At 44.6% G+C, this 22077-nt stretch carries 22 protein-coding genes; 21 read left to right on the top strand and 1 reads right to left on the bottom strand.

Going from position 1 to position 22077, the window contains the following annotated elements; genetic code table 11:
- The first annotated feature begins 1 nt into the window (after position 1).
- From JOE45_RS19875 to JOE45_RS19885, 3 genes are read left to right on the top strand one after another with little or no spacing between them, the layout of a single operon-like run.
- Positions 2-772: an ABC transporter ATP-binding protein gene (locus tag JOE45_RS19875; RefSeq protein ID WP_210022695.1), complete on the top strand. Its 771-nt coding sequence runs from the start codon at positions 2-4 to the stop codon at positions 770-772.
- Entirely contained in the window at positions 772-1506 is a 735-nt protein-coding gene (locus JOE45_RS19880) for an ABC transporter ATP-binding protein (RefSeq protein WP_210022694.1), read from the top strand. Before JOE45_RS19875 ends, JOE45_RS19880 begins: the two co-directional genes overlap by 1 nt.
- 26 nt (positions 1507-1532) lie before the next feature.
- On the top strand, positions 1533-2393 hold the full coding sequence (locus JOE45_RS19885; RefSeq protein WP_245247406.1) for a DMT family transporter: 861 nt from the start codon (positions 1533-1535) through the stop codon (positions 2391-2393).
- Between the two features lie 25 nt (positions 2394-2418).
- Here the strand turns inward: JOE45_RS19885 and JOE45_RS19890 are convergent, their stop codons facing one another.
- Positions 2419-3321, bottom strand: coding sequence for a LysR family transcriptional regulator (locus JOE45_RS19890; RefSeq protein ID WP_210022692.1), 903 nt, complete (start codon positions 3319-3321; stop codon positions 2419-2421).
- Positions 3322-3462: 141 nt separating this feature from the next.
- Here JOE45_RS19890 and JOE45_RS19895 point away from each other — a divergent pair, with 141 nt between their 5' ends.
- The 18 genes from JOE45_RS19895 to dmpG all read left to right on the top strand — a co-directional run bounded on the left by JOE45_RS19895 (position 3463) and on the right by dmpG (position 22075).
- Positions 3463-4722: a Rieske 2Fe-2S domain-containing protein gene (locus tag JOE45_RS19895; protein WP_210022691.1), complete on the top strand. Its 1260-nt coding sequence runs from the start codon at positions 3463-3465 to the stop codon at positions 4720-4722.
- A 33-nt stretch (positions 4723-4755) separates the two neighbouring features.
- Entirely contained in the window at positions 4756-5850 is a 1095-nt protein-coding gene (locus JOE45_RS19900; protein WP_210022690.1) for a zinc-dependent alcohol dehydrogenase, read from the top strand.
- A 37-nt stretch (positions 5851-5887) separates the two neighbouring features.
- A complete protein-coding gene (locus JOE45_RS19905) occupies positions 5888-7318 on the top strand; it encodes a non-oxidative hydroxyarylic acid decarboxylases subunit C (protein ID WP_210022689.1) in 1431 nt (476 codons plus the stop codon).
- A 12-nt stretch (positions 7319-7330) separates the two neighbouring features.
- The gene (locus JOE45_RS24280) at positions 7331-7573 is read left to right on the top strand and encodes a non-oxidative hydroxyarylic acid decarboxylases subunit D (RefSeq protein ID WP_461479601.1); all 243 of its coding nucleotides are present in this window, start codon (positions 7331-7333) and stop codon (positions 7571-7573) included.
- A 48-nt stretch (positions 7574-7621) separates the two neighbouring features.
- Positions 7622-8587: a TAXI family TRAP transporter solute-binding subunit gene (locus JOE45_RS19910; protein WP_210024695.1), complete on the top strand. Its 966-nt coding sequence runs from the start codon at positions 7622-7624 to the stop codon at positions 8585-8587.
- A 31-nt stretch (positions 8588-8618) separates the two neighbouring features.
- A complete protein-coding gene (locus JOE45_RS19915; RefSeq protein WP_210022687.1) occupies positions 8619-10493 on the top strand; it encodes a TRAP transporter permease in 1875 nt (624 codons plus the stop codon).
- A 31-nt stretch (positions 10494-10524) separates the two neighbouring features.
- Positions 10525-11736: an MFS transporter gene (locus JOE45_RS19920; protein WP_210022686.1), complete on the top strand. Its 1212-nt coding sequence runs from the start codon at positions 10525-10527 to the stop codon at positions 11734-11736.
- A gap of 128 nt (positions 11737-11864) precedes the next feature.
- Complete coding sequence (locus JOE45_RS19925; protein ID WP_210022685.1) at positions 11865-13007, top strand: aromatic ring-hydroxylating oxygenase subunit alpha; 1143 nt, start codon at positions 11865-11867, stop codon at positions 13005-13007.
- A 33-nt stretch (positions 13008-13040) separates the two neighbouring features.
- A complete protein-coding gene (locus JOE45_RS19930) occupies positions 13041-13529 on the top strand; it encodes an aromatic-ring-hydroxylating dioxygenase subunit beta (RefSeq protein WP_210022684.1) in 489 nt (162 codons plus the stop codon).
- Between the two features lie 24 nt (positions 13530-13553).
- The gene (locus JOE45_RS19935) at positions 13554-14672 is read left to right on the top strand and encodes a zinc-dependent alcohol dehydrogenase (RefSeq protein WP_210022683.1); all 1119 of its coding nucleotides are present in this window, start codon (positions 13554-13556) and stop codon (positions 14670-14672) included.
- 83 nt (positions 14673-14755) lie between these two features.
- Entirely contained in the window at positions 14756-15622 is an 867-nt protein-coding gene (locus JOE45_RS19940; protein ID WP_210022682.1) for an alpha/beta fold hydrolase, read from the top strand.
- A 3-nt stretch (positions 15623-15625) separates the two neighbouring features.
- On the top strand, positions 15626-17080 hold the full coding sequence (locus JOE45_RS19945; RefSeq protein ID WP_210022681.1) for a 4-hydroxyphenylacetate 3-hydroxylase family protein: 1455 nt from the start codon (positions 15626-15628) through the stop codon (positions 17078-17080).
- Between the two features lie 25 nt (positions 17081-17105).
- Positions 17106-17894 (top strand): SDR family oxidoreductase, encoded by a 789-nt coding sequence (locus tag JOE45_RS19950; protein ID WP_210022680.1) that lies wholly within the window; start codon positions 17106-17108, stop codon positions 17892-17894.
- 23 nt (positions 17895-17917) lie between these two features.
- A complete protein-coding gene (locus tag JOE45_RS19955) occupies positions 17918-18430 on the top strand; it encodes a cupin domain-containing protein (protein WP_210022679.1) in 513 nt (170 codons plus the stop codon).
- Positions 18431-18457: 27 nt separating this feature from the next.
- Positions 18458-19339 carry a VOC family protein gene (locus tag JOE45_RS19960; RefSeq protein ID WP_210022678.1) on the top strand — a complete coding sequence of 294 codons (882 nt, stop codon included), beginning with the start codon at positions 18458-18460 and terminating at the stop codon, positions 19337-19339.
- Between the two features lies 1 nt (position 19340).
- A complete protein-coding gene (locus JOE45_RS19965) occupies positions 19341-20126 on the top strand; it encodes a 2-keto-4-pentenoate hydratase (protein WP_210022677.1) in 786 nt (261 codons plus the stop codon).
- Positions 20126-21031 (top strand): acetaldehyde dehydrogenase (acetylating), encoded by a 906-nt coding sequence (locus JOE45_RS19970; protein WP_210022676.1) that lies wholly within the window; start codon positions 20126-20128, stop codon positions 21029-21031. Before JOE45_RS19965 ends, JOE45_RS19970 begins: the two co-directional genes overlap by 1 nt.
- Positions 21032-21070: 39 nt before the next feature.
- Entirely contained in the window at positions 21071-22075 is a 1005-nt protein-coding gene (dmpG, locus tag JOE45_RS19975; RefSeq protein WP_210022675.1) for a 4-hydroxy-2-oxovalerate aldolase, read from the top strand.
- The last annotated feature ends 2 nt before the right edge of the window (positions 22076-22077 follow it).

Genomic DNA, 22077 nt, shown 5'->3' on the forward strand with positions numbered 1-22077 from the left:
TATGGTTAATAAGCTGCTTGAAATCCACCGACTCACCAAGCAGTTCGGCGGAGTAGTAGCCGTTAACGATGTGAGCTTCGAGGTGAATCCCGGGGAAATCATCGCTCTGATCGGGCCTAACGGGGCGGGAAAAACCACATTGTTTAATTTGATTTCCTCTGTTATTTCGCCAACATCCGGTGAAATTCGCTTCAAAGGAGAGAGGATTGACGGCAAAAAAACGCATGAATTGTCGAAAAGAGGAATTTCGAGAACATTCCAAAATCTTCAAATTTTTAACCATATGACAGTTCTCGAAAATGTGATGCTGGGAACGCATATTAAACTAAAGACTAACCTGCTCTCGGCAGGATTGCGGCTTCCCGTCGTACGCAAAGAAGATGAACTATCCGTGAAGCTAGCTGAAGAAGCTTTGGAATTGGTTGGTCTGAAGAGCTATGGGGGGGATATTGCGGGAACCTTGCCCTTTGGACTGCAAAAATTACTGGAAATCGCTAGAGCTATCGTTTCGGAGCCTTCTTTAATCCTGCTGGATGAACCTATGGCTGGCCTAAATGACGGAGAAAGCCGTACGCTGGCCCTTTTCCTTTTGGAGTTAAAACAGAAAGGGTATTCTATTCTTTTTGTCGAGCATGACATGGCAACGGTGATGAAGATCGCTGACCGCATTGTCGTTATTGATTTTGGTAAAAAAATTTCCGAAGGGACACCTGGGGAGATAAGCAAAGACCCTAAGGTGATTGCGGCATACTTGGGAGAGGAGGTTTTCTGATGCTTCAAGTCAAGGAACTGGTTACCTATCACGACCGTATCCGGGCACTAAACTCGGTTACACTCCATGTGGATCAAGGCGAGATTGTTTCGATTATCGGTGCCAACGGAGCTGGCAAAAGCACGCTTCTTGGAACGCTGGCTGGTCTCTATCCGTCGACGGAGGGAGAGGTCATCTTGGAAGGGAATTCGATAACCGGGTTGCCCGCTTACATGGTTGCCCGCAGAGGAATTAGTCTTGTCCCCGAAGGAAGGCAGGTCTTTTCCAGCCTGACCGTGCGCGAAAACCTGGTGCTCGGAATGTACTATAAATACAGCAAAGAAAAACGAAAGGTAAATTCCAAAGTGGAGCAAATGCTTCAGCTGTTTCCAGGCCTGGAAAAACATCTGAATAAACCAGGCGGAAATATGAGCGGAGGAGAACAGCAGATGTTGGCTATTGCCCGGGGAATTATGTCCGATCCCAAAATCCTAATGCTGGATGAGCCATCCATGGGGCTGGCGCCGATCATTGTAAGTGATATTATGCAGATTTTGAAGAAAATCAGAGAAGATCTGGGGATGACCGTCATTCTTGTAGAGCAAAATGTGAAGGCTGCGTTAAAAGTGGCGGACCGCTCTTATGTCATGGATAGGGGACAATTTGTATTGGAGGGCAATTCAGCGGATCTGATTGAAAATCCGTTAATTCAATCCACTTATCTTGGCTATAGGGACGATAGAGGCGTTATTTAATGCACGCCCTCCGTCGCCCTTATGTCATGTTCCTGCTGCTGATCTTGATTTGGGGGTCGGGGTTTCCTATTATCAAGATAGGGCTTGCGTATGCCCCTCCTATTTTATTCTCAGGCATTCGTATGTTTCTCGGGGGTCTAATCATGGTTGTGATAGCCGCGATATGGGGCGGCGCTCTTCGTATTTCTCGCATCTGGCATATCTACTTGTTATCTGCCTTATTCAATGTCGTGTTATTCATCGCTTTACAGACCTACGCGCTCTATTTTTTAACATCTGGCTTGGCGGTGCTGCTCATCTACTTACAGCCCATTCTCGTCGGAATACTTGCCTGGTTTTGGCTGGGAGAAACGCTTTCGGCACTCAAGATAACAGGACTGCTTCTAGGTTTGGTCGGCGTTGCCTTGATCAGTACGCTGGGGGATGTACCCCATGGGACAACCCCCTTGGGTATTGCGATTGGTGTGGGTGCTGCACTGGTTTGGGCTATTGGAACCGTGTATTTTAAAGCAATACAGAATAAAGTAACGATTCTATGGCTTGTGGCCGGCCAATTTATGATTGGAGGATTCCTGCTGCTCATCTTGGGCTTGTCGCTTGAACCATGGTCGGCGATTCAATGGAAGGGACCATTCTGGTTCAGCCTGCTCTATACCTCGTTCATCGGGGTTGCCGTTGCATGGGTATTATGGTTTGGGCTTATTCAAGCAGGCCAAGCAAGCACGGTATCCGCTTACACTTTTGCTGTTCCTCTTGTTTCCATCCTCATGGGTACGATTCTATTAAATGAAGAGGTGACTCTTTCTATATTCTTAGGTGCCGCATGTATTGTATCTGGTATTTACTTTGTAAATCGCCAACCGGATAAAAAAATATGGAAGTCATAAGGTCGGTTTTCAGGGAGGCTGCAGTTTAACTAAATGAACTGTAGATATCTTTGGTTTTCTTCTGAATAAAGCTAATGAGTTCCGGCTGCCCCAAATCATTATTGAAAATCAAATAGGTAGTTAATTTGGGGATTTCCGGAGCTAAAGGAATAATTTGAAGCGCACCTCGATTCATTTCCTTGATGACACACATCTTCGTAATTAGTGTGACGACCTCCGGATTCTCCATTACTACATTTTTAATCGTTTCAGTGCTATTAATTTCAACCTTATTCCCGATATGAATTCCTTGCTTTGTTAGAAAGCGAAAAACCGATTTCCAATAGGTAACGGCCGAATCGACATAAAGAACGGTTTCGTTTTGTAATTCCGTCAAGTCTACGATTTCTTTACTTGCCAATCGATGGTTGGGATGGGTGACAAGGACAATAGGCTCGGTAAACAAAGGGATGACTATTATATTCCGTTCATTCTTTTTAATATTATTGACAAACCCAAGCTCGATTTTTTTTTCTGCTACCATTTGAAATACATCTTCGGAATATCCTCTGGGTAAGACCGTGAATTTTACTTGACTGAAGGTTTTATATAAATCGGGAAGAAGATAAGGAAGAATACTCATATCAAATGGATTCGTCGCTTTAAATAAAATTTCTTTTTTGGTGAGTCCCTTTTGTTCTTTAATGTTCGTAATGGCATCATTAATTTCGGCTAATCCTCTTTTCACATGATAGAAGAGGATCTCACCATTGGGGGTTAGCTTGGTTTCGCCCTTTAATCTGAAAAATAAAGAAAATCCCAGTTCTTTCTCTAGATTTTGTATTCTTGAGCTGATCCCCGGCTGAGTTAAATGTAATTTTTCGGCAGCTTTCGAGAAACTTCTAAGTTCGGCTACGGCAATAAATGATTCCAAAAAACGAAAATCCATCGGTGAACACCGCCTTAACATACGATATGTGAAGTATAACGTTTCTTTATAGTTATATCATAATAAGTAATTTGAATATTTACAATATATTGCATAGAATTTATATATGAAAATGCTTACAAGGAAAAAGGAGGAAGTAATATGTTGAAAAAAGAAGATAACGAACTATTGACTCAGACAGGATCTGACACTCCGATGGGGCAGCTGCTAAGAAGATACTGGATACCTGCTTTACTACCTGAAGAACTCCCGGAACCGGATTGTACTCCCGTTAGGATCAGACTTCTGGGTGAAGATTTGCTGGCTTTTCGCGATACGAATGACAACATAAGCTTGATAGACGAATTTTGTCCCCATAGAGGCGTATCGCTTTACTTTGGCCGTAATGAAGAGTGTGGTCTAAGGTGTGCATACCATGGCTGGAAATTCGACACCAATGGAGATTGTGTCGATATGCCATCCGAGCCGGAAAGCAGCAACTTTAAGGATAAACTTAAATTGAAGGCGTACCCTTGCAGGGAAAAAGGTGGAGTGATTTGGGCTTATATGGGTCCTAAAGATCTTATGCCTGAATTACCCGAGCTGGAGTGGATGAACGTACCTGAGAGTCATCGGTATATCTCTAAGCGCATTCAGGAAAATAATTATTTTCAAGCTGTTGAAGGAGGAATAGATTCCAGCCATGTTTCTTTTCTCCATAGACAAGGGGTCAGCAATCTTGGTGAATCAAGTGAAGAAGTGGCCAAATATTTTCAACAGGATACTTCCCCGAGATTCGAGGTTGCCACAGCGCCTCACGGATTGTTAATCGGTGCAGGAAGAAAGGCCGACGAGAACAATACGTATTGGAGAATTACTCAATTTATCATGCCTTGGTATACCTTAGTGGCGCCTACAGGCAGTGAGACCAGAGGTGGGCACGCTTGGGTTCCAATGGATGATGAGACGTGTTGGACTTGGAGCATGAACTATAATTGGGAAAGACCTTTAACAAGTGATGAACTAAACAAATATACATCAGGCTTAGGTATTCACGCCGAACTGATTCCGGGAACCTTCAAGACCCAGCTAAATAAGGAGAATGACTATCTTATTGACCGCGAGCTCCAAAAAAGCGGTAAATCGTATACCGGCATTAAAGGGATTGGGATGGAAGATGTTGCTGTTCAAGAAAGTGCCAAAAAAATTGTGGACAGAACAAAGGAACATCTGGGAACCAGTGATTCAGGACTTATTGCTGCGCGGCGTTGTCTGCTTAATGCAGCAAAGGATTTACAAAAAGGAATAGAACCGACTAATGCTCATCCCTCGGCTCACAAAGTGACTTCTGTTGCTGTCATTTTACCAAATGACGTACCTTTTCAAGAGGGCGCAAGTGAAAAAATGAAGGCTAACGTATAAGCAGTATTTCCAACATGACATTGGAGGGACAACATGTCTCAAAAGATAAAATCTGCGGTTGCCGTAGACCGAAAAGTGACAGAAATTCGAGAGTTTGATTTTCCGGAAATTACACCGGATGCCGGTCTTTTGAGAGTGGAAGTCGTAGGCGTCTGCGGTAGTGACTGGCCGCTGTATAAAAACTTAAAAGAACCGCAAGTTTTAGGCCACCATACGGTTGGACATATTGAAAAAATCGGAGCGGCTGCTGCAAAGAAATGGGGGGTTAAGGTAGGCGACAGAGTCGCATTGGAGGAATATCTTCCTTGTGGGCAATGTGAACGATGCAAAAGCGAAGATTATCGTTTGTGCGATTTCACCGACCCGTGGCTGAATGGTGTCCGCTATGGCTTTACCCCTGTGTCGGTTAACCCTTTATTGGGAGGATACAGCCAGTATCTATATCTTCATCCCAACACCATGCTGCATAAGATGCCAGACCATGTCCCGGCGATTGAAGCCGCGTTTACATTGCCGCTTAGCAATGGATATGAGTGGGCATGCAAGGAAGGAGGTGTCCGTAAAGGAACAACCGTCGTCATACAGGGGCCGGGACAGCAAGGATTGGCCTGTGTGCTGGCTTCTAAAGAAGCGGAGGCCTCCTGTATTATTGTTACGGGTTTGACTTCCGATCAATTGCGCTTAGAGACAGCCCAAAAATTGGGGGCAGATTATACGATTGATATACAGCAAGAAAATCTTCTTGAACGTGTCGCTGAAATAACGGCAGGAAAAATGGCGGATGTCGTCATCGACGTTTCTTCCGGCGGGATCTCGGCCGTCACATCGGCTATCGAATTAGCAAATAAGAAAGGAACGATCGTTCTAGGGGGCTTTAAACATGAACCGATCCCTGAATTTTATAGTGACACCTTAATCGCAAAATACCTTACGGTCAAAGGTGTGAGAGGGCACAGCTATGAATCCGTTGAAAAGGCTGTTGAATTTATAGCATCAGGGAAATATCCTCTTCATGAATTATGTACTCATCAATTTGGATTGAACGAGGTCGATGAAGCGATTAAAACGAATGGAGGGGAAGGTCAGCCTAATCCCATTCTAGTCACCGTCTTCCCTTGGAAATCATGATGTGAAGTCTGCGGAGATGCTTAAGGGAGGAATGGAAATGTCGATCGCGATCAACTCATTACGGGACTTTCTACAATTACTATCAGATCATAAGCAATGTATTACTTGGCCGAACGAGGTGATGCCGGAACCGGATATTCGTAATATCGGAGCTGCTGCGGGCAATGATGCAATGAACGGACCGGCGATTGTGTTTGACCAAATCCGTGGTTATCCAGGAAAAAAATTAGTTTTGGGCGTACATGGCAGCTTTACGAATCTGGCGCTTTTATTAGGACATGCAAAGGGCACTACCATTCAAGAGCTTTTCTATGATATGGCCGCTCGTTGGGATTCCCAAAAAGGCGAGATCCTCTATATCGACCCAGACAAGTCTCCTGTACATGAAGTAAGAATAGAGCAAGAAATTAATCTTTATGACTTGCTGCCACTGTATCGCATCAACGAATATGACGGCGGGTTTTATCTGGCCAAAGCCAGTGTAGTCTCTCAAGATCCCGTCGATCCTGATGATTTCAATAAACAAAACGTCGGGATATACCGTCTTCAAATCCACGGACCTGATTTGCTGTCGCTGATGACGATTCCAAGCCATGATATCGGCAAGCAAATTATGATGGCTGAGAAGAACAACCTCCCGCTTAAAATTGCGGTCATGCTCGGCAACCATCCCGGAATGACGCTGTTTGCAGGAACACCGCTGCATTATGAGGAGTCAGAGTACTTATATGCTTCAGCGATGATGGGGAATCCGATAAAGCTCACCAAATCCGGTAATGGACTGGATATATTGGCTGATTCCGAGATGGTGATTGAGGCCGAGCTGGTTCTTAACGAACGGATATTGGAGGGACCCTTTGGCGAATTCCCAGGAACCTATAGCGGTGTTAGAAAGGCCCCTGTATTCCGTGTAACGGCTATTTCTCATCGTAAGGATCCGATTTTTGAGAATATTTACATCGGAAAAGGGTGGACGGAGCATGATACGTTAATTGGATTGAATACGTCCGTCCCGATTTATTCAACCCTCAAAAAAATGTTCCCTGAAGTGAAGGCTGTCAACGCCTTCTATCAGCATGGTCTAACCGCCGTGATCTCGGTTGAGAACCGATATGGAGGATTTGCGAAATCGGTTGCTATGAGTGCTTTAGGAACACCCCACGGTTTAATGTATTTAAAAAATTTGATCATGGTCGATCAGGACGTGGATCCGTTTGACCTCAACCAAGTGATGTGGGCTTTATCGACGCGAACAAGAGCCAATGATATTATCGTCATTCCGAATATGCCCATGGTTCCGATCGATCCATCGGCAGAAGTGCCGGGTAAAGGACATCATCTGATTATTGATGCCACAAGCTTTGCGAAGCCTGATAAAATTGGAGAGGAATCGGCAATGATTACTCCTCCCGAAGGCAAAGCAATAGAAGATTTAACTAAGCTTATAAAATCTTTACAAGAAAGATAGGGTGGAATTATATTGGACATATTAAAAGAGCAAAAAGGTAAAAATAAGCCTTCTTGTCCAAGATGTAGTCATCCGGATGTTCGCATTGAACATAAAGGCAAGGAAAACCAAAAAATCATTTGGACCCTATTCTATTGCAAAAAGTGTTGTTTTGGATGGAGAGATTCGGAACCACAAACCACAATAGCGCAGCGAGAGCAAATTTTTCAAATTAATGTCGAACAGTTCGACAAATTTCCCGTTATTCTTCGTTAGTAAAGGAGTATTATATTATAAAACAAAGCATGGAGGGGTTACGAAGTGGTGAAGAGAAAGTTATGGTTACATGTGTTGATGGTTGGGGCCCTCATCGGAGTAACCGCCTGTGGTGGCGGACAGAGCTCATCAAACGCATCCGGCAATGAAATGAAAACGGTTACTATTGGTTCGGCAACTGCTGGAGGAACGGTGTATACGTTGGCTTTAGGTGTAGCTGATTTAATAAGCCAAAAGGCGCTGGGAGTTAAAGTGACAGCTGAAGAAACCGGAGGCGGTATGGAAAACTTTAATCTTTTAGAGAAAGGAGACCTGGACATCGCTCATAGTCCTCCGGATGTAGCCCTGAAAGCGCTCGCAGGAGCGGAGCCCTTTAAACAACCTCTTGACATTACATTAGGTTGGCGCTTCCCGGATACGACCCTTCACATAGCGGTAAAAGATACTTCGGGAATAAGTAGTATGTCGGACTTGAAGGGTAAACGGATTTCGATCGGTGCGGCGGGAGGAGCCACATTCCCGGTAAACACGGCAGTGCTTACGGCGCATGGAATTAAAGAAGGCGATTATACGCCCGCATACCTTAGCTTCACCGAGTCTGTAGAAGCCTTATCGGATGGAGCGATTGATGTGGCTTTGATCTGGGGATCGGTACCGACAGCTAATATCCAGTCTCTTGTTTCTCAAAAAGGCATCCATTTGCTCTCCGTTGATCCGGATAAGCTGAAGGGGATTAAGGATGTACCTGTTCAGGCGGATACGATTAAAGCAGGGACATATAACGGTATAGACAAGGACGTCATTGTCACATTGTATAGTAACTTCGCTTTTATTGATGCCAGTCTCTCAGAGGATGTTGTTTATGAGATGGCTAAGGCTCTCGATGGTGGAAAAGAAGAGCTGGCCAAAAGAGATCCACGCGGAAAAGATGTTCGTATCGCCAATGAAGAGGATGTTGAATTTATCGGAATCCAGTTACATCCGGGAGTAGCTCGTTATCTAAAGGAGAAATAAACCGATCGATCTTTCCACAATTTGAACGGAGGTGAATCCGCTGAACAGGCTCTTAAAAATTGAAGGTCATATCGCGACCGCTATAGCTCTTTGCATCACACTTCTTGTATTACTATTTCAAGCCACCTATTTTATTTCGGAAACGCAAATCCTCCCCATCTTTTTATCCATGATCCTGGTTTACGCTTTTTTGAAATATCCGCTTGCCGGGGGGAAAAAGTTATATTTAAGGATCGTGGATTGGCTGCTTATTATAGGCAGTGTGGTGACGGGATTGTATTTGTTCTTCAACTACTTAGAGGTAACGATGCGGACCGGCGTACCGACCCATATGGACGTCTTAATGGCTATGATATGCGTTGTTGTTTTATTGGAAGCGCTGCGTCGTTGTGTCGGATGGGGATTGACCGGAATAGCGATCCTATTTTTAATTTATGTGTTTTGGGGCAAGTATTTTCCAGGTTTACTGGAGCATCGCGGGTACAGTTTGGACCGGGTTAGCAGTCGGTTGTACATGGGTTCCGGTGGTATCTATGGTCTCACCTTGGCAACGATGTTCCGTTATGTGGTTATTTTTATTATCTTTGGAGCGATATTGGATAAAACCGGTGTGTCCGATTTTATGATTGCCCTGTCCCGCGCGGTTGCCGGTAGATTGCCGGGGGGAACGGGCCAGGTGTCGATTATTTCCAGCGGATTGATGGGTTCGGTATCGGGAAGCGCGGTGGCGAATGTCATGGTTGGCGGAAATGTAACGATTCCTGCGATGAAAAAATCAGGCTTTAAAGGGACGGTTGCGGGGGCAATTGAGGCGGTTTCGTCCAATGGCGGACAAATTTTACCGCCTGTCATGGGGGCGGCAGCGTTTTTGATGGCTGATCATTTGCAGGTTCCTTATATTACGATTGCACTGGCAGCCCTCATTCCAGCATTGTTATACCTTTTGGCTAATAGCGCGTATGTTCATTTTTATGCTCAGAAAAATGGAATACACGGTATTGATAAAAGAGAAATTACAAGTATAGGTACGGTGCTCAAAACCGGATGGCTATATACCGTCCCATTCATTGTGCTTTTCGTTATGCTGGTATGGGGTTATTCTCCAAGCTATTCCGGCCTTTGGGCAACCGTTGCGGCCATTATTTGCGGATTTCTTAACCCCTGGAACCGACTCAGTCTGCGTATGCTGTATGAAGCGGTGGTTGATTCCGGAAGAGGCGTTGTCATGCTATCAATCGCTTCGGCTGGAGCGGGCATTGTGGTCGGAGTGCTGACGCTGACGGGTTTAGGCAATCGAATGTCCTCGATCTTGATTGAGGTTGCCAACAACAACCTTATGATCCTGCTCCTATTGGCCACGTTGGTTAGTATCCTCTTGGGCATGGGAATGAGCACAACAGTGGTTTATATCCTGCTGGCGACAACGGTAGCGCCGGCGTTGATCGATATGGGCATTCTGCCGATAGCGGCCCATCTTTTCATTCTTTACTATGGGACGATGTCCACATTGACACCACCTGTTGCATTGGCTTCATACGCAGCAGCGGCTATATCGGGAGACAGTCCGGATAGGACCAGCTGGACCGCTTTTAAGATAGCTATACCGGCCTACATGGTTCCTTATTTCTTTGTATTTAACAATCATCTTTTAATGGAAGGTTCAGCTCTGTTGATTGTTACATCCGTTTTATGCGCGGTTGCGGGAATGATCTTATTTGCATCGGGGATGGTCGGTTTTTATAAGAGAAATTTATTTTGGCCGGAAAGGCTGCTGCTTGCTTTTGCGGGTTTATGTTTTATGACAGGCGGCCTATGGAGTGTGGGCGTCGCAGTAATTCTTCTTGTTGTGTTTTATTTCATTTATAAGGTGAAAGGCTCGCGGAATTTGCTCGATATGCCATCTTAGTTTTGTTTTATTCCGCAATAAGGAGATTACTATGGATCTTGAAGATAGAGAGGCCCCTTTATGGACTAAAAGTTTTGTGGCCGTTTGGTTTTCTAACTTTTTCCTCTTCATATCTTATCAAATGTTGATGCCCGTGTTCCCAATATACGTTATGAGTATGGGAGGAGACCAAACCGTTGTTGGCTTAGCGGTAACTATTTTTACCATTTCTGCCTTGATGATCCGGCCAGTTGCCGGCAGGTACCTGGATTTTTACGGTCGGCGTAAAGTGTTAACGATTGGATTAATCATTTTTGTTTTCTCCGCGGTCAGTTATTTTTGGATGGTGGCCATTGCTCTGATTTTTATTATTCGAGCTTTCCACGGGATAGGCTGGGGGATTGTTACCACAGCGAATGGAGCGATTGTATCCGATATTGTCTCCCCCGCAAAAAGGGGAGAAGGCATGGGATATTACGGCCTTTCCCAGAATCTTTCACTAGCTATTGGGCCCGCAGTAGGTATTTATGTCATGTATACATGGGACTTTCAAATCCTTTTTCTTGTTTCCGTGACATTGGCCATTTGTTCGCTGTTATTGTCCCAAATGATCCGTCTTCAGCCTTCGACTAAATCAAGCGTCTTACCCGAAATGAAAGTAAGCCTGTTTTCAACGAAAGGGCTTATCGAAAAATCCGCGTTGCTGCCGGCGGTGCTGATGACGTTTATGGCTTTTACGTATGGAGGGGTGATCAATTTCATTGCCCTTTTCGGTCAAGAAGCGGGGATTGAGAATATAGGTGTGTTTTTTGTCACCACGGCCGTCATATTAATGATCACCCGTACCTTCTCAGGAAAACTGTACGATCGCAAAGGTCATCCTTGGGTACTTATTCCAGGAGCAGTCTTTGTCGGGGCGGGATTGCTTATTCTATCCTTTTCAAATTCCATGGTGTCCTTAATAGCATCCTCTTTTTGTTACGGACTGGGCTACGGCATGATACATCCTGGTTTACATGCTTGGATTGTCACTGCGACCCCGTCTCATCGCCGGGGAGCTGCCAACAGTACCTTCTATTCTGCCATTGATGTGGGCATCGGCGGCGGAGCATTAATATCAGGAGCATTGGCCAAGCTCATAGGCTACGCTCTCATGTACAGGCTGCTTGTGATTTGGGTGTTATTATTTTTTCTGATTTATTTCATCCAATTACGAAGGGAGCGAGCAGTTGGACAAGAGAAGGGTATTAGTGCAGAGCATTGAATGGACAAAGGGCCAGAAATAATTTCCTTTAATAATGAACATGCCAATTGACAATCCAATGTTACGGTGTTAATCTTTAGGTAGGATACTAATATCTTAGTTTGATTATAATCAAATGGGGTGATTACATGTCAGTAATGGAAAATAAGCTTGTTTTCCAGCATGAGGATTTTAGCCGAATTCCGAAAGACGCGTATGTTCGTCAAGACATTTATGATTTGGAAATGAAAAAAATCTTTCAAGGAAAAACCTGGCATTTGGTAGGGCATGTCTCCGAGATTCCGAATGTAGGTGATTATCGTACCTCTCATATCGGCAATGTTCCAATCATTATCACAAGGGACAAAACAGAGCAAGTCCATGTCATGGTCAATTCCTGTGCGCATCGTTCAGCGGAGGTTGTTCGTTCGAATTGCGGGAATACAAAGCAATTTCAGTGTCTGTATCACAAATGGACTTATGATTTGAGCGGGAGCTTAATAGGCTGTCCGTATAAAGAGGATGTTCCTGACGGCGTTAACGAAGAAGAAATGAGCTTAAGGAAATTGAAGGTCGAGGTATTTAATAATTTAATTTTTGCTACCTTTGAGAAAAATATGATGCCGCTTGAAGAGTATTTGGGTGACGTCGTTGACGCCATTTCAGGAGGTCTCGAAGACAGTAAATTAGTACCTATTGGAAGCCATAAGGTCGTCTTTAATTGTAACTGGAAACTGTATTCCGAAAATATTTATGACGGTTACCATACAGGAATGCTCCATGCGGCATTTAGAATTTTGAGAATGTTTGCAGCAGGCGGAGAGTATACCGGATCTGAGCATGGCTCCGGATATTTTAGCTATAAAACTTTGCCTATAGAAGAAAATAACATATTAAATGACATGAGTGTTTTTAACAAAAACAAAGAGCTAAGCTACATTATGAATATATATCCTAATACAGTGGTTTCAACTCAATTGGAAACGATTGCACTTCGTTATGTCAGACCGGTCGACATCAGTACTACAGAAGTACAATTTCATTACTTCGCTCGTGAAAGCGATTCCAATGAAATGAGAGATTTACGTATCAAGCAGGCGAGTAATGTTTTTGGACCCGAAGGTATTATCACGTTGGAAGATGCTGCTGCTTTGGAGTCTGTTCAGAAGTCCATCGAAACGGAAGGTCAAACGATCATTTTAAAGCCAACCAAAGAAGGAAAGCCTCCGATCTATGCCGAGGTAGGCATTCGTGGATTTTGGAAAAAATGGCGGGAGCTAATGGAAATCTAATACATCTAATAATAAAAGAAGGTGAATGATTCGATGATCAATACGAAACCTTTGGATATAGTGAAAAGGAACGAAATTGAGGATTTACTTTATGAGTATGCTCAAATTGTCGACAATGGAGATATAACCAAGTGGCCCGATTTTTTTACAGAAAACGGATCGTATTATGTATATGCCAGAGACAATTATGATAGAGGCCTGCCTGTAGCCTTTATTATGGATGATCACAAAGGGAAAATTAAAGATCGTGTCACATTGATTGAAAAAATATGGACGTACAACTTTGTGTATCAGCGTCATCAGATATCCAATATTTTGGTTAAAGAAACGAATGATCAAAAGCTTAGCTGCAGCGCTAATTTCTCCATCTATACAACAAGTCGTGAAGGTAAGACCGATTTATTTGCTGTTGGCCGGTATGAGGATATCCTTGTATTTGAGGACAATAAACCGAAGATCGAACAAAGAAAAGTGATCTTGGACACCTACACCTTGCCTTCCTATTTTGTATATCCATTGTAATACCGAGGAGTTGAATTCATTATTATGCCAACTGATAAAGTGAAAGCGGCAGTAATGACGGCCCCCCGTACCATTGAATTCAGGGAATTCAATAAACCGAGAATTCTAAGTGAAGGGGCTCTAGTTCGCGTTGAAGCCTGCGGCCTTTGTGGAACGGATGCGGAACAGTACACCGGGGCAGTAAAATCATTGAATATTCAATACCCGATCATTCCAGGGCACGAAGTTGTTGGCATAATCGAAAGAATTGGTAAAAAATCAATGGAGCGTTGGGGTGTTCAAAAGGGGGATAGAGTCGTTATCGATTCCATTATCCCATGCCGGAACTGTGATAACTGTATGTCAGGCAAATTTAACCTGTGCATTGGTTGGAATAAGACGATGATGGGATATTCGTATATCAGCTCGGAAGATATACCTCATTTGTGGGGCGGTTACGCAACGCATATGTTTGTTCACCCCAATTCTTTAGTAAGAAAAATGGATCGTTCCATTCCTGCAGAGCATGCCATTCTTTTCAATGCTTTGGGTGGTGCTGTTCATTGGACGTATGAACTTCCAAATTTAAAATATGGTGACCGTGTGTTGGTTATTGCGGCAGGTTTAAGAGGCTTAATGTGTACGCTTGTGGCTAAAGCTATGGGAGCATCACAAGTCATACTGGCCGGAATTGAATCGGATAAAAAGAAAATGAACAAGGGACTTGAGATTGGCGCTGACCATATTATTAATGTAAGCCAGGAGGACATGGTCGCCCGGGTCAAGGAGTTGACCGGGGGCAAAGGTGTCAATGTCATTGTCGATTTGTCGCCTCACGCGACAAAGCCGATTTCTGACGCACTGGATTTGATTGCCAAAGATGGAGCTATTGTCTTGGTAGGATTGAAGAATAACGCGAGCATTGAAAATTTTGTGAGTGATAAAATGATCATGAAGGGTTCCCGGATCATTGGGGCTTATGGAGTTAGTTATACGGCCTTTAAGCGTGCTATATCGATGATTGAATCAGGTAAGCTGCCTTTAGATAAAATAAATACGAAAGTTTTTCCGTTGGAACAATGCAATCTCGCCATGGCTACCTTGGCTAAAGAAATCGTTGATGATGAAGTCAATAGTATCGTCATTAAACCGAACCTTTCTTAAAAATTTTTAATGACAAGTTGACAAAAGTGTGTTAAGGTTCAACTAAGATACTAGTATCTAACAAATGAGCTGAGGTGAATGTAATGGGTGAAAAAGTTGCGATATGGTCGCAATTGGTAGGACTGCCTTTGAAGCAGTACTACTTGGATGTGGATGGAATCCGAACAAGAGTCATGGAAGCTGGCGAGGGAGAACAAACCCTTATTTTCGTTCATGGTACTGGGGGCCATCTGGAAGCGTACTCGCGGAACTTTGCAGGACTTGCCGAAGAATGTAGAGTCATCGCTTATGATATGGTTGGTCATGGCTTCAGTGACAAACCGGATCGTCCTTATACCATTGATTATTTAAGCGATCATCTTGTTGGTTTGATTAAAGCTTTGAATTTGCAAAAGGTGAGCTTGTCAGGTGAATCGCTTGGTGGATGGGTTGCCGCTTGGACGGCTGCTTATCATCCCGAGCTAGTTGATAAATTAATCCTCAATACGCCTGGTAACATTACGAATAAACCGCAGGTCATGGAGCAGGTGAAAAATTCAACGATCAAAGCGGTGGAAGAAGCCACTTACGAAAATGTGCGTACTCGCCTGGAATGGTTGTTTCATGACAAAAGCTTTGTAACGGATGAGCTGGTGAGTATTCGCTATAAAATATATAAACAACCGGAATTTAAAAGAGCTGTATACAACATTGTAGCCATACAGGATTGGGAAATAAGAAAGAATTACGTATGGGGCCCGGAATGGTGTAACAAAATTACCTGCCCGACCTTATTATTATGGACTGACAATGACCCCACGGGAACGGTGGACGAAGCTTTAATTTTGAAGGAATGGATTCCAGGCAGCTTATTATATGTCATTAACGACTCCGGTCATTGGCCGCAGTGGGAAAGCACTGGAGAATTTAATCACGTTCATAAATCGTTTGTAAAAGAGGGGAGCTTTTAGATCATGGGAGCGCGCACAGGTAAAGAATATATTGAAAGATTAAAAAACCACCCACCGGAAACATGGGTTGGCAATGAAAAAATTACGGATCCTACGACACATCCATTGGTTGCACCGGCTGTTAAATCGATCGCCCGGTTATATGATGCACAGTGGGAAGCAGACAAAAAGGATGATATGCTTTTTAAATCTCCCAAAACGGGAGATATGGTTGGATCTTCATTCCTGGTTCCGAAATCGAGAGACGATTTGACGAAACGCAGAAAAATGCATCAAGTATGGGCAGAAGAAACCTATGGAATGATGGGGCGCTCCACGGATTTTATGAGTGCCATGATGACCGCCTGGTACATTAATTCCGATTTCTTCGGCGCTTATGCGGATAATGTTCGGAATTATTTTGAGTATATTCGTGAAAATGACTTATATCTGACGCACGTTTTGATTGACCCGCAAGTGAATCGGGGAAAAGCTCCTTCGGAGCAGCCAGATGAATTTACTTATCTTGGGGTCGTAAGAGAAACGGATAAAGGGATTATCGTACGCGGAGCCAAAATGCTGGCAACGGCCGGTCCTTATGCTGATGAGATGCTGGTATGGCCTTTCCATTTAAGAAAACCTACGGAAAAGGACTACAAATACGCCATTTCATTTGCATTACCAATGAATACCCCAGGAGTTCGGTTGATTGCGCGTGAGCCATTTACCCGTGATTCTGTGTACGATCATCCGTTAGCGTCTCAATTCGATGAACTTGATGGTGTAGTCGTTTTCGATGATGTGTTGGTTCCTTGGGAAAGAGTATTCATTTATCAGGATGTTGAAAAGGTGAATACGGTTTGGAAATTAAACTCCAATGCGTTTACAGGTCACCAAACGTCCATAAGACTGCAGACGAAATTGCAGCTCATTGCCGGGACGGTAATGAAAGCGACAGAAATGGTAAATACAAATCAATTCCCGCATGTTCAAGATATGATGGGCGAGATTACGACTTACATTGAGCTCATTCGAGCTGCGGTGCTGGCATCGGAAATGACCTCTGAACCTAATGAAGACGGGATATTCATGCCGAATGTTACTCCGCTCTATGCCGTCCGAAATTCAGGAAACCGGTGGTATCCACGCGTTCGGGAGATCGTGCAGCTCATCGTAGCCGGCGGTTTGATGTATCAACCGTCCAATGTGGATGTATTTAACAGCCCTATTGCCTCCGACATTCGAAAGTATTACAGGGGTGCTGAAGTTTCGGCAGATGATAAAGTGAAGTTATTCAAATTGGCTGCAGATATTGCCGTTTCCGATTTTGGTTCCCGTCACGAGTTGTATGAGCGGTTTTATGCCGGAGATCCTATGTTCCTGAGAATCCAAACCCAGTACTCCGGTTATGACAAGAGTCAGTGTCTAGCCTTGGTAGACAAACTGCTTTCCAAATATGGGATCAGCGAAAAAGTATAAAAACGAACTCGAGGAGATATAAGATATGCCTTTACACGGGAAAACAGCATTAATCACAGCATCCAGTTCAGGTATCGGAAAAGGAATCGCAGCAAAGCTGGCGCAAGAGGGAGCGACGATTTTTTTGAGCGGTATTGAAAAAGATCTGCTTCCTCAAACCGCCGATGAAATTGCTGAATCCACCGGAGCTAAGGTTCATTATTTAACCTCTGATTTTTCGAATCCTGATTCGATTGAAGAATTAGGGCGTAAAGCAGTTGAGCAGATGGGTTCTGTCGACATTCTGGTCTATAATACCGGCGGCCCTAAGCCGGGTGCATTTCTTGAATTAACAGACAAGGATTGGAGTTTTGCCTATCATCTCATTCTGGATGCGGCGATTCGATTAACGAGAATTGTGTTACCTCAGATGCAGCAAAATCAGTGGGGAAGACTTGTCTATATGACTTCTTCGTCGGTTGTCCGTCCTTTGCCGAACCTGCATTTATCCAATGTCATGAGGGCTGCTGTACAAGCGCTTGCAGAATCGTTAAGTGTGGAAGTGGGCGCCCATGGGATCACAACGCATGTTGTCGCTCCCGCCCATATAGATACGGCAAGAACGAGACAACTGGCGAGCTACAGAGCTGAGCAGGCTGGCAAATCCTTTGAAGAGGTTGTAAGAGAGGATCTTAAGGGCATCCCGGTCGGTAGATACGGAAAGCCTGAAGATATTGCGGCTTTGGTAGGTTTCTTGGCTTCCGATGCTTCCTCTTTTATGACGGGTTTAACTCATTTGGTAGACGGCGGTTTTACCAAAATCGGTCCCCTTTAATAGTCATGTAACGGAGGAGAGATATGGAAGCAAAATTGAAGCCCTCAACGGAAAAGAAGCTTGACGAATATATGATAAATTTAAAAAAATTAAAAAATCGCGACGATCAGAAGATTTCGGAGGAAGGTCTGGTTGTTCATTCTGAGGATGCGATTTGGCTGGATAGCAAAGTAACCGGTAATCCTGCAGAAATTGGTCTGCTGCTGAACGTTCCGACCAAATCGATGGAGTTTTATTTGCAAAAAATTCCGGTTGGCGGAAGCAGCGATTTACAAAGGCATGTCCATGAATCTATCCATTATGTTTTAAATGGTAGCGGTTACTCGGAAATTGGTAATCAAACTGTTCAATGGAGTAAGGGTGATTTTGTATATACACCTCCTTGGATCTGGCATAGACATTATAACGATGGCGCTGAGGATGTTGAGATGCTTCTGATTGAAAATTCCCGTCTTATGGATGGTATGCAAGGAAATCGTCGTGACAGCCTTGGAAATATCAGCTTTAAGGAAGCGTTCAAAGAATACTTGGAGTAAACAAAAATCTAAGGAGGCCAAACCAGCATGGGAATTTTGAAATTAGCGCATGGAATTTTAAATGTAAACGATTTATCCCGCAACCTAGAATTTTATCGTGAAGTCGTAGGATTGCACGAAATCGGTAAAGAGAACGGCATTGTCTATCTGGGCTGTGGTGCGGACAACAACTATGATTTGGCGTTAAAAGAAGGAGGCAGCGGCATCAGCCATTTTGCACTACAGGTGCATAATGAAGACGATTTGGCTTACTATGAGAAAAAATTGGCGGGACTCGGTGTGAAGACGAACCGTGTGACGGATGCGGAGCCTGGAGAGAAGGCAGCGCTGCAGTTCCAATCACCAAGCAATCACAATATCGAATTGGTATTGGTGGAAGATCGTCCGCATTATCTACATCCGGTTGTAGGCCGTAAACCAAGCCGAGGCATCGCACCGCTCGATGCGGATCATATCACGCTGAACGCAAAGGACGTCAACGGTTTGGCAGGATTTTTGCGAGATGCATTGGAATTCTCGATCGCAGACGTATTCGAGCCGGTCGCGGGTGTTTGGGGAGCTGCGTGGACGCACGGAAGTGATTTCCACCATGATGTAGCTATCGTAGGTACACGTGATGAAACGACATTGCATCATTATGCATTCCTGGTTGCGGGAATCGATGAGATGAAACGGGCCTGTGACGTATTGGGGCAGTATGGGTACAAAACGGAAACCGGTCCGGGAAGACATTCCGTAGGCGGAAACCTGTACACGTATTTCCTGGATCCAAGCGGCAACCGCATCGAATTGTCCGCGGAAATGCCTCGTGCGGACAAGTCACGCGAGCTCAATAGCTGGACCGATTTCCCGACAGCCTTCAGCGCATGGGGAGCCTTCCCGCCGGAGTCCTTCGCTAAGGGGTCTTAATATGAACGACAAACCCAATTTTCAATCCATTGCTCAATCATTATACGATTCCTTTGAAAGTAAACAGGCCATCTCGCCGATCACGGAAACTTATCCGTCCTTAGCAGCGGAGGACGCTTATCAAATTCAGAGGGAATTAATCAAGCTCCATCAACAACATGGCAGGATGGTCATAGGGAACAAAATTGGTTTGACCAGTGAAGGGATTCAAAAACAGCTCAATGTATATGAGCCAGATTTCGGCGTCATGTTTTCGGAATTTGCTTATGAGGATGGCGCAGAAATCGATACAAAACAGATGATTTATCCCCGTATTGAAGCGGAAATTGCGTTTATTTTGGATAAGGATCTGAAGGGGCCGAATCTAACGGCTGTGGATGTTTTGGCAGCTACCAAAGCGGTTGTGCCCTCCTTTGAGATTATTGACAGCCGAGTAAAGGATTGGAAAATCAAGATTTCCGATACGATCGCTGATAATGGGTCGCATTGGGGGATGGTCTTGGGAAGTCAGATTTCATCCGTTGATCAAGTGGATTTCCGTCATGTGGGGCTTGTATTGGAAAGGGATGGAAAAGTATTGGGTACAGCAGCTGGAGCTGCTGTACTGGGTCACCCCGCTCGCTCTGTCGCATGGCTGGCCAATAAGCTGTCGGAATGGGGAGAAACATTGAAAGCCGGAAGCATTGTGCTCTCAGGTTCTCTCACACCAGCCTTTGATTTACTTCCTGGACGGTATAAGGCTTCTTTTGGTGAAGGTTTGTCAAGTGTGGAGGTGAATGTAAAATAATGGAAAATAAAGTTAAAGTAGCTATCCTGGGCTCAGGAAATATCGGAACCGATTTAATGTATAAAATATTGAAAAATCCCGGTTCCTTACAGCTGTCGATGATGTCCGGGATTGATCCGGAATCCGAAGGACTAGCCAGAGCGAAGTCCTATGGATTGGACATTAGTGCTGAGGGGATTAATGGGATTCTCCAAGATCCCGATATCCAAATCGTATTTGACGCAACGAGCGCAAAGGCTCATATCCGGCATGCGAAGTTGTTAAAGGAAGCCGGTAAAATGGCGATTGATTTAACACCTGCCGCTGTTGGCCCTTATGTTGTGCCGCCAGCCAATCTTACGGCCCATATGGAAGAAGATAATGTGAACTTGATTACGTGCGGCGGGCAAGCGACGATTCCTCTCGTACATGCGGTTAGCCGGGTATGTAAAGTCAAATATGCTGAGATGGTATCGACTGTTTCCAGCAGCTCGGCAGGGCCCGGTACACGGCAGAATATCGATGAATTTACATTTACCACGTCTCGTGGTCTGGAGGTTATCGGGGGAGCCGAAAAGGGAAAGGCGATTATTATTCTAAATCCCGCCGATCCGCCGATCCTGATGAGAAATACCGTATATGTCGCCTACGAACCCGGTCATGAAGACAAAATTGTTACATCGATCGAGCAGGTCATAGCTGAAGTGCAACAATACGTGCCCGGATATCGTTTAACCCGGAAGCCAATTTTTGATGTGAGAGATACTCCGGAGGGCAAATTACCTGTTGTCATTTTATTGCTGGAGGTTGAAGGTGCGGGGGATTATTTGCCAAGCTCGGCCGGTAACCTTGATATTATGACCTCGTCCGCCAAGCGTGTAGCAGAGGTTAAAGCGAGTCACTTATTGAAACAAGCCTTAAGCTAACCATGGATATTCTAGTAAGGAGGAAGGGATGGAACGATAATGACTCCAAAAAAAGTAAGGGTCATGGATACGACGCTTCGTGACGGCTCTCATGCCATTCGCCATCGTTTTACTAAAGAACAGGTTCATAATGTTGTGAAAGCGCTCGATGAAGCAGGGGTTCCCGTTATTGAAATCAGTCATGGCGATGGCTTGGCCGGTTCTTCTATGCAGTATGGCATGTCATTGGTTAATGAATTCGAACTCATAGAAGAAGCCGCCAAGACCAGTAAAAACGCAAAAATTGCTTCCCTGCTTATTCCGGGGATCGGTACGAGAAAAGAACTGAAGCAGGCCAAAGATTGCGGGATCAGCATGGTCCGAATTGCAACCCAATGCTCAGAAGCGGACATTTCGGAACAGCATTTTGGTGTAGCCAAGGAGCTTGGACTGGAGACCGTAGGTTTTCTCATGATGGCTCATATGCTGTCGCCGGAGGATTTGGCCAAACAGGCTAAGTTAATGGAATCCTATGGAGCGGATACCGTTTATATTGTAGATTCTGCCGGTACGATGATGCCCCGCGATGTTTCGGCTAGGGTGAAAGCGTTAACTAGTGAATTAAACGTTCCGATCGGCTATCATGCGCACAATAATATCGGATTAGCCATAGGAAATAGCCTTGCTGCAGTGGAAGCGGGTGCCGTCTGCATCGATACGAGCACGAGCGGCCTGGGAGCCGGTTCCGGCAATACACAGACTGAGGTTCTTACCGCCGCTCTGTCCAAAATGGGCTACGAGACGGGAATTGACTTATTTAAAATCATGGATGCTGCCGAATACATAGTTCAACCTATTATGGAGTATCCGATGACAATCAACCGTGATGCCCTGACGATCGGCTATACGGGTTTATATTCCACTTTCTTGATGCATGCCAAAAGGGCTGGAGAAAAATTCAATGTAGATCCGAGGGAGATCCTGCTGGAGCTTTCCAGGCGCAAGGCCGTTGCCGGACAAGAAGATTGGATTTTGGATGTTGCTGCAGAATTGGCGAATCAATAGAA

Source organism: Paenibacillus sp. PvR098, assembly GCF_017833255.1.
Taxonomy (GTDB): domain Bacteria; phylum Bacillota; class Bacilli; order Paenibacillales; family NBRC-103111; genus Paenibacillus_G.

Coding starts and splice junctions, on each gene's coding strand:
- JOE45_RS19890 (WP_210022692.1), bottom strand. CDS start 3,321: ATGGATTTTCGTTTTTTGGAATCATTTATTGCCGTAGCCGAACTTAGA.
- JOE45_RS19930 (WP_210022684.1), top strand. CDS start 13,041: ATGATCAATACGAAACCTTTGGATATAGTGAAAAGGAACGAAATTGAG.
- JOE45_RS19900 (WP_210022690.1), top strand. CDS start 4,756: ATGTCTCAAAAGATAAAATCTGCGGTTGCCGTAGACCGAAAAGTGACA.
- JOE45_RS19905 (WP_210022689.1), top strand. CDS start 5,888: ATGTCGATCGCGATCAACTCATTACGGGACTTTCTACAATTACTATCA.
- JOE45_RS19895 (WP_210022691.1), top strand. CDS start 3,463: ATGTTGAAAAAAGAAGATAACGAACTATTGACTCAGACAGGATCTGAC.
- JOE45_RS19955 (WP_210022679.1), top strand. CDS start 17,918: ATGGAAGCAAAATTGAAGCCCTCAACGGAAAAGAAGCTTGACGAATAT.
- JOE45_RS19885 (WP_245247406.1), top strand. CDS start 1,533: ATGTTCCTGCTGCTGATCTTGATTTGGGGGTCGGGGTTTCCTATTATC.
- JOE45_RS19880 (WP_210022694.1), top strand. CDS start 772: ATGCTTCAAGTCAAGGAACTGGTTACCTATCACGACCGTATCCGGGCA.
- dmpG (WP_210022675.1), top strand. CDS start 21,071: ATGACTCCAAAAAAAGTAAGGGTCATGGATACGACGCTTCGTGACGGC.
- JOE45_RS19925 (WP_210022685.1), top strand. CDS start 11,865: ATGTCAGTAATGGAAAATAAGCTTGTTTTCCAGCATGAGGATTTTAGC.
- JOE45_RS19965 (WP_210022677.1), top strand. CDS start 19,341: ATGAACGACAAACCCAATTTTCAATCCATTGCTCAATCATTATACGAT.
- JOE45_RS19950 (WP_210022680.1), top strand. CDS start 17,106: ATGCCTTTACACGGGAAAACAGCATTAATCACAGCATCCAGTTCAGGT.
- JOE45_RS19875 (WP_210022695.1), top strand. CDS start 2: ATGGTTAATAAGCTGCTTGAAATCCACCGACTCACCAAGCAGTTCGGC.
- JOE45_RS19935 (WP_210022683.1), top strand. CDS start 13,554: ATGCCAACTGATAAAGTGAAAGCGGCAGTAATGACGGCCCCCCGTACC.
- JOE45_RS19970 (WP_210022676.1), top strand. CDS start 20,126: ATGGAAAATAAAGTTAAAGTAGCTATCCTGGGCTCAGGAAATATCGGA.
- JOE45_RS19920 (WP_210022686.1), top strand. CDS start 10,525: ATGGATCTTGAAGATAGAGAGGCCCCTTTATGGACTAAAAGTTTTGTG.
- JOE45_RS19960 (WP_210022678.1), top strand. CDS start 18,458: ATGGGAATTTTGAAATTAGCGCATGGAATTTTAAATGTAAACGATTTA.
- JOE45_RS19945 (WP_210022681.1), top strand. CDS start 15,626: ATGGGAGCGCGCACAGGTAAAGAATATATTGAAAGATTAAAAAACCAC.
- JOE45_RS19940 (WP_210022682.1), top strand. CDS start 14,756: ATGGGTGAAAAAGTTGCGATATGGTCGCAATTGGTAGGACTGCCTTTG.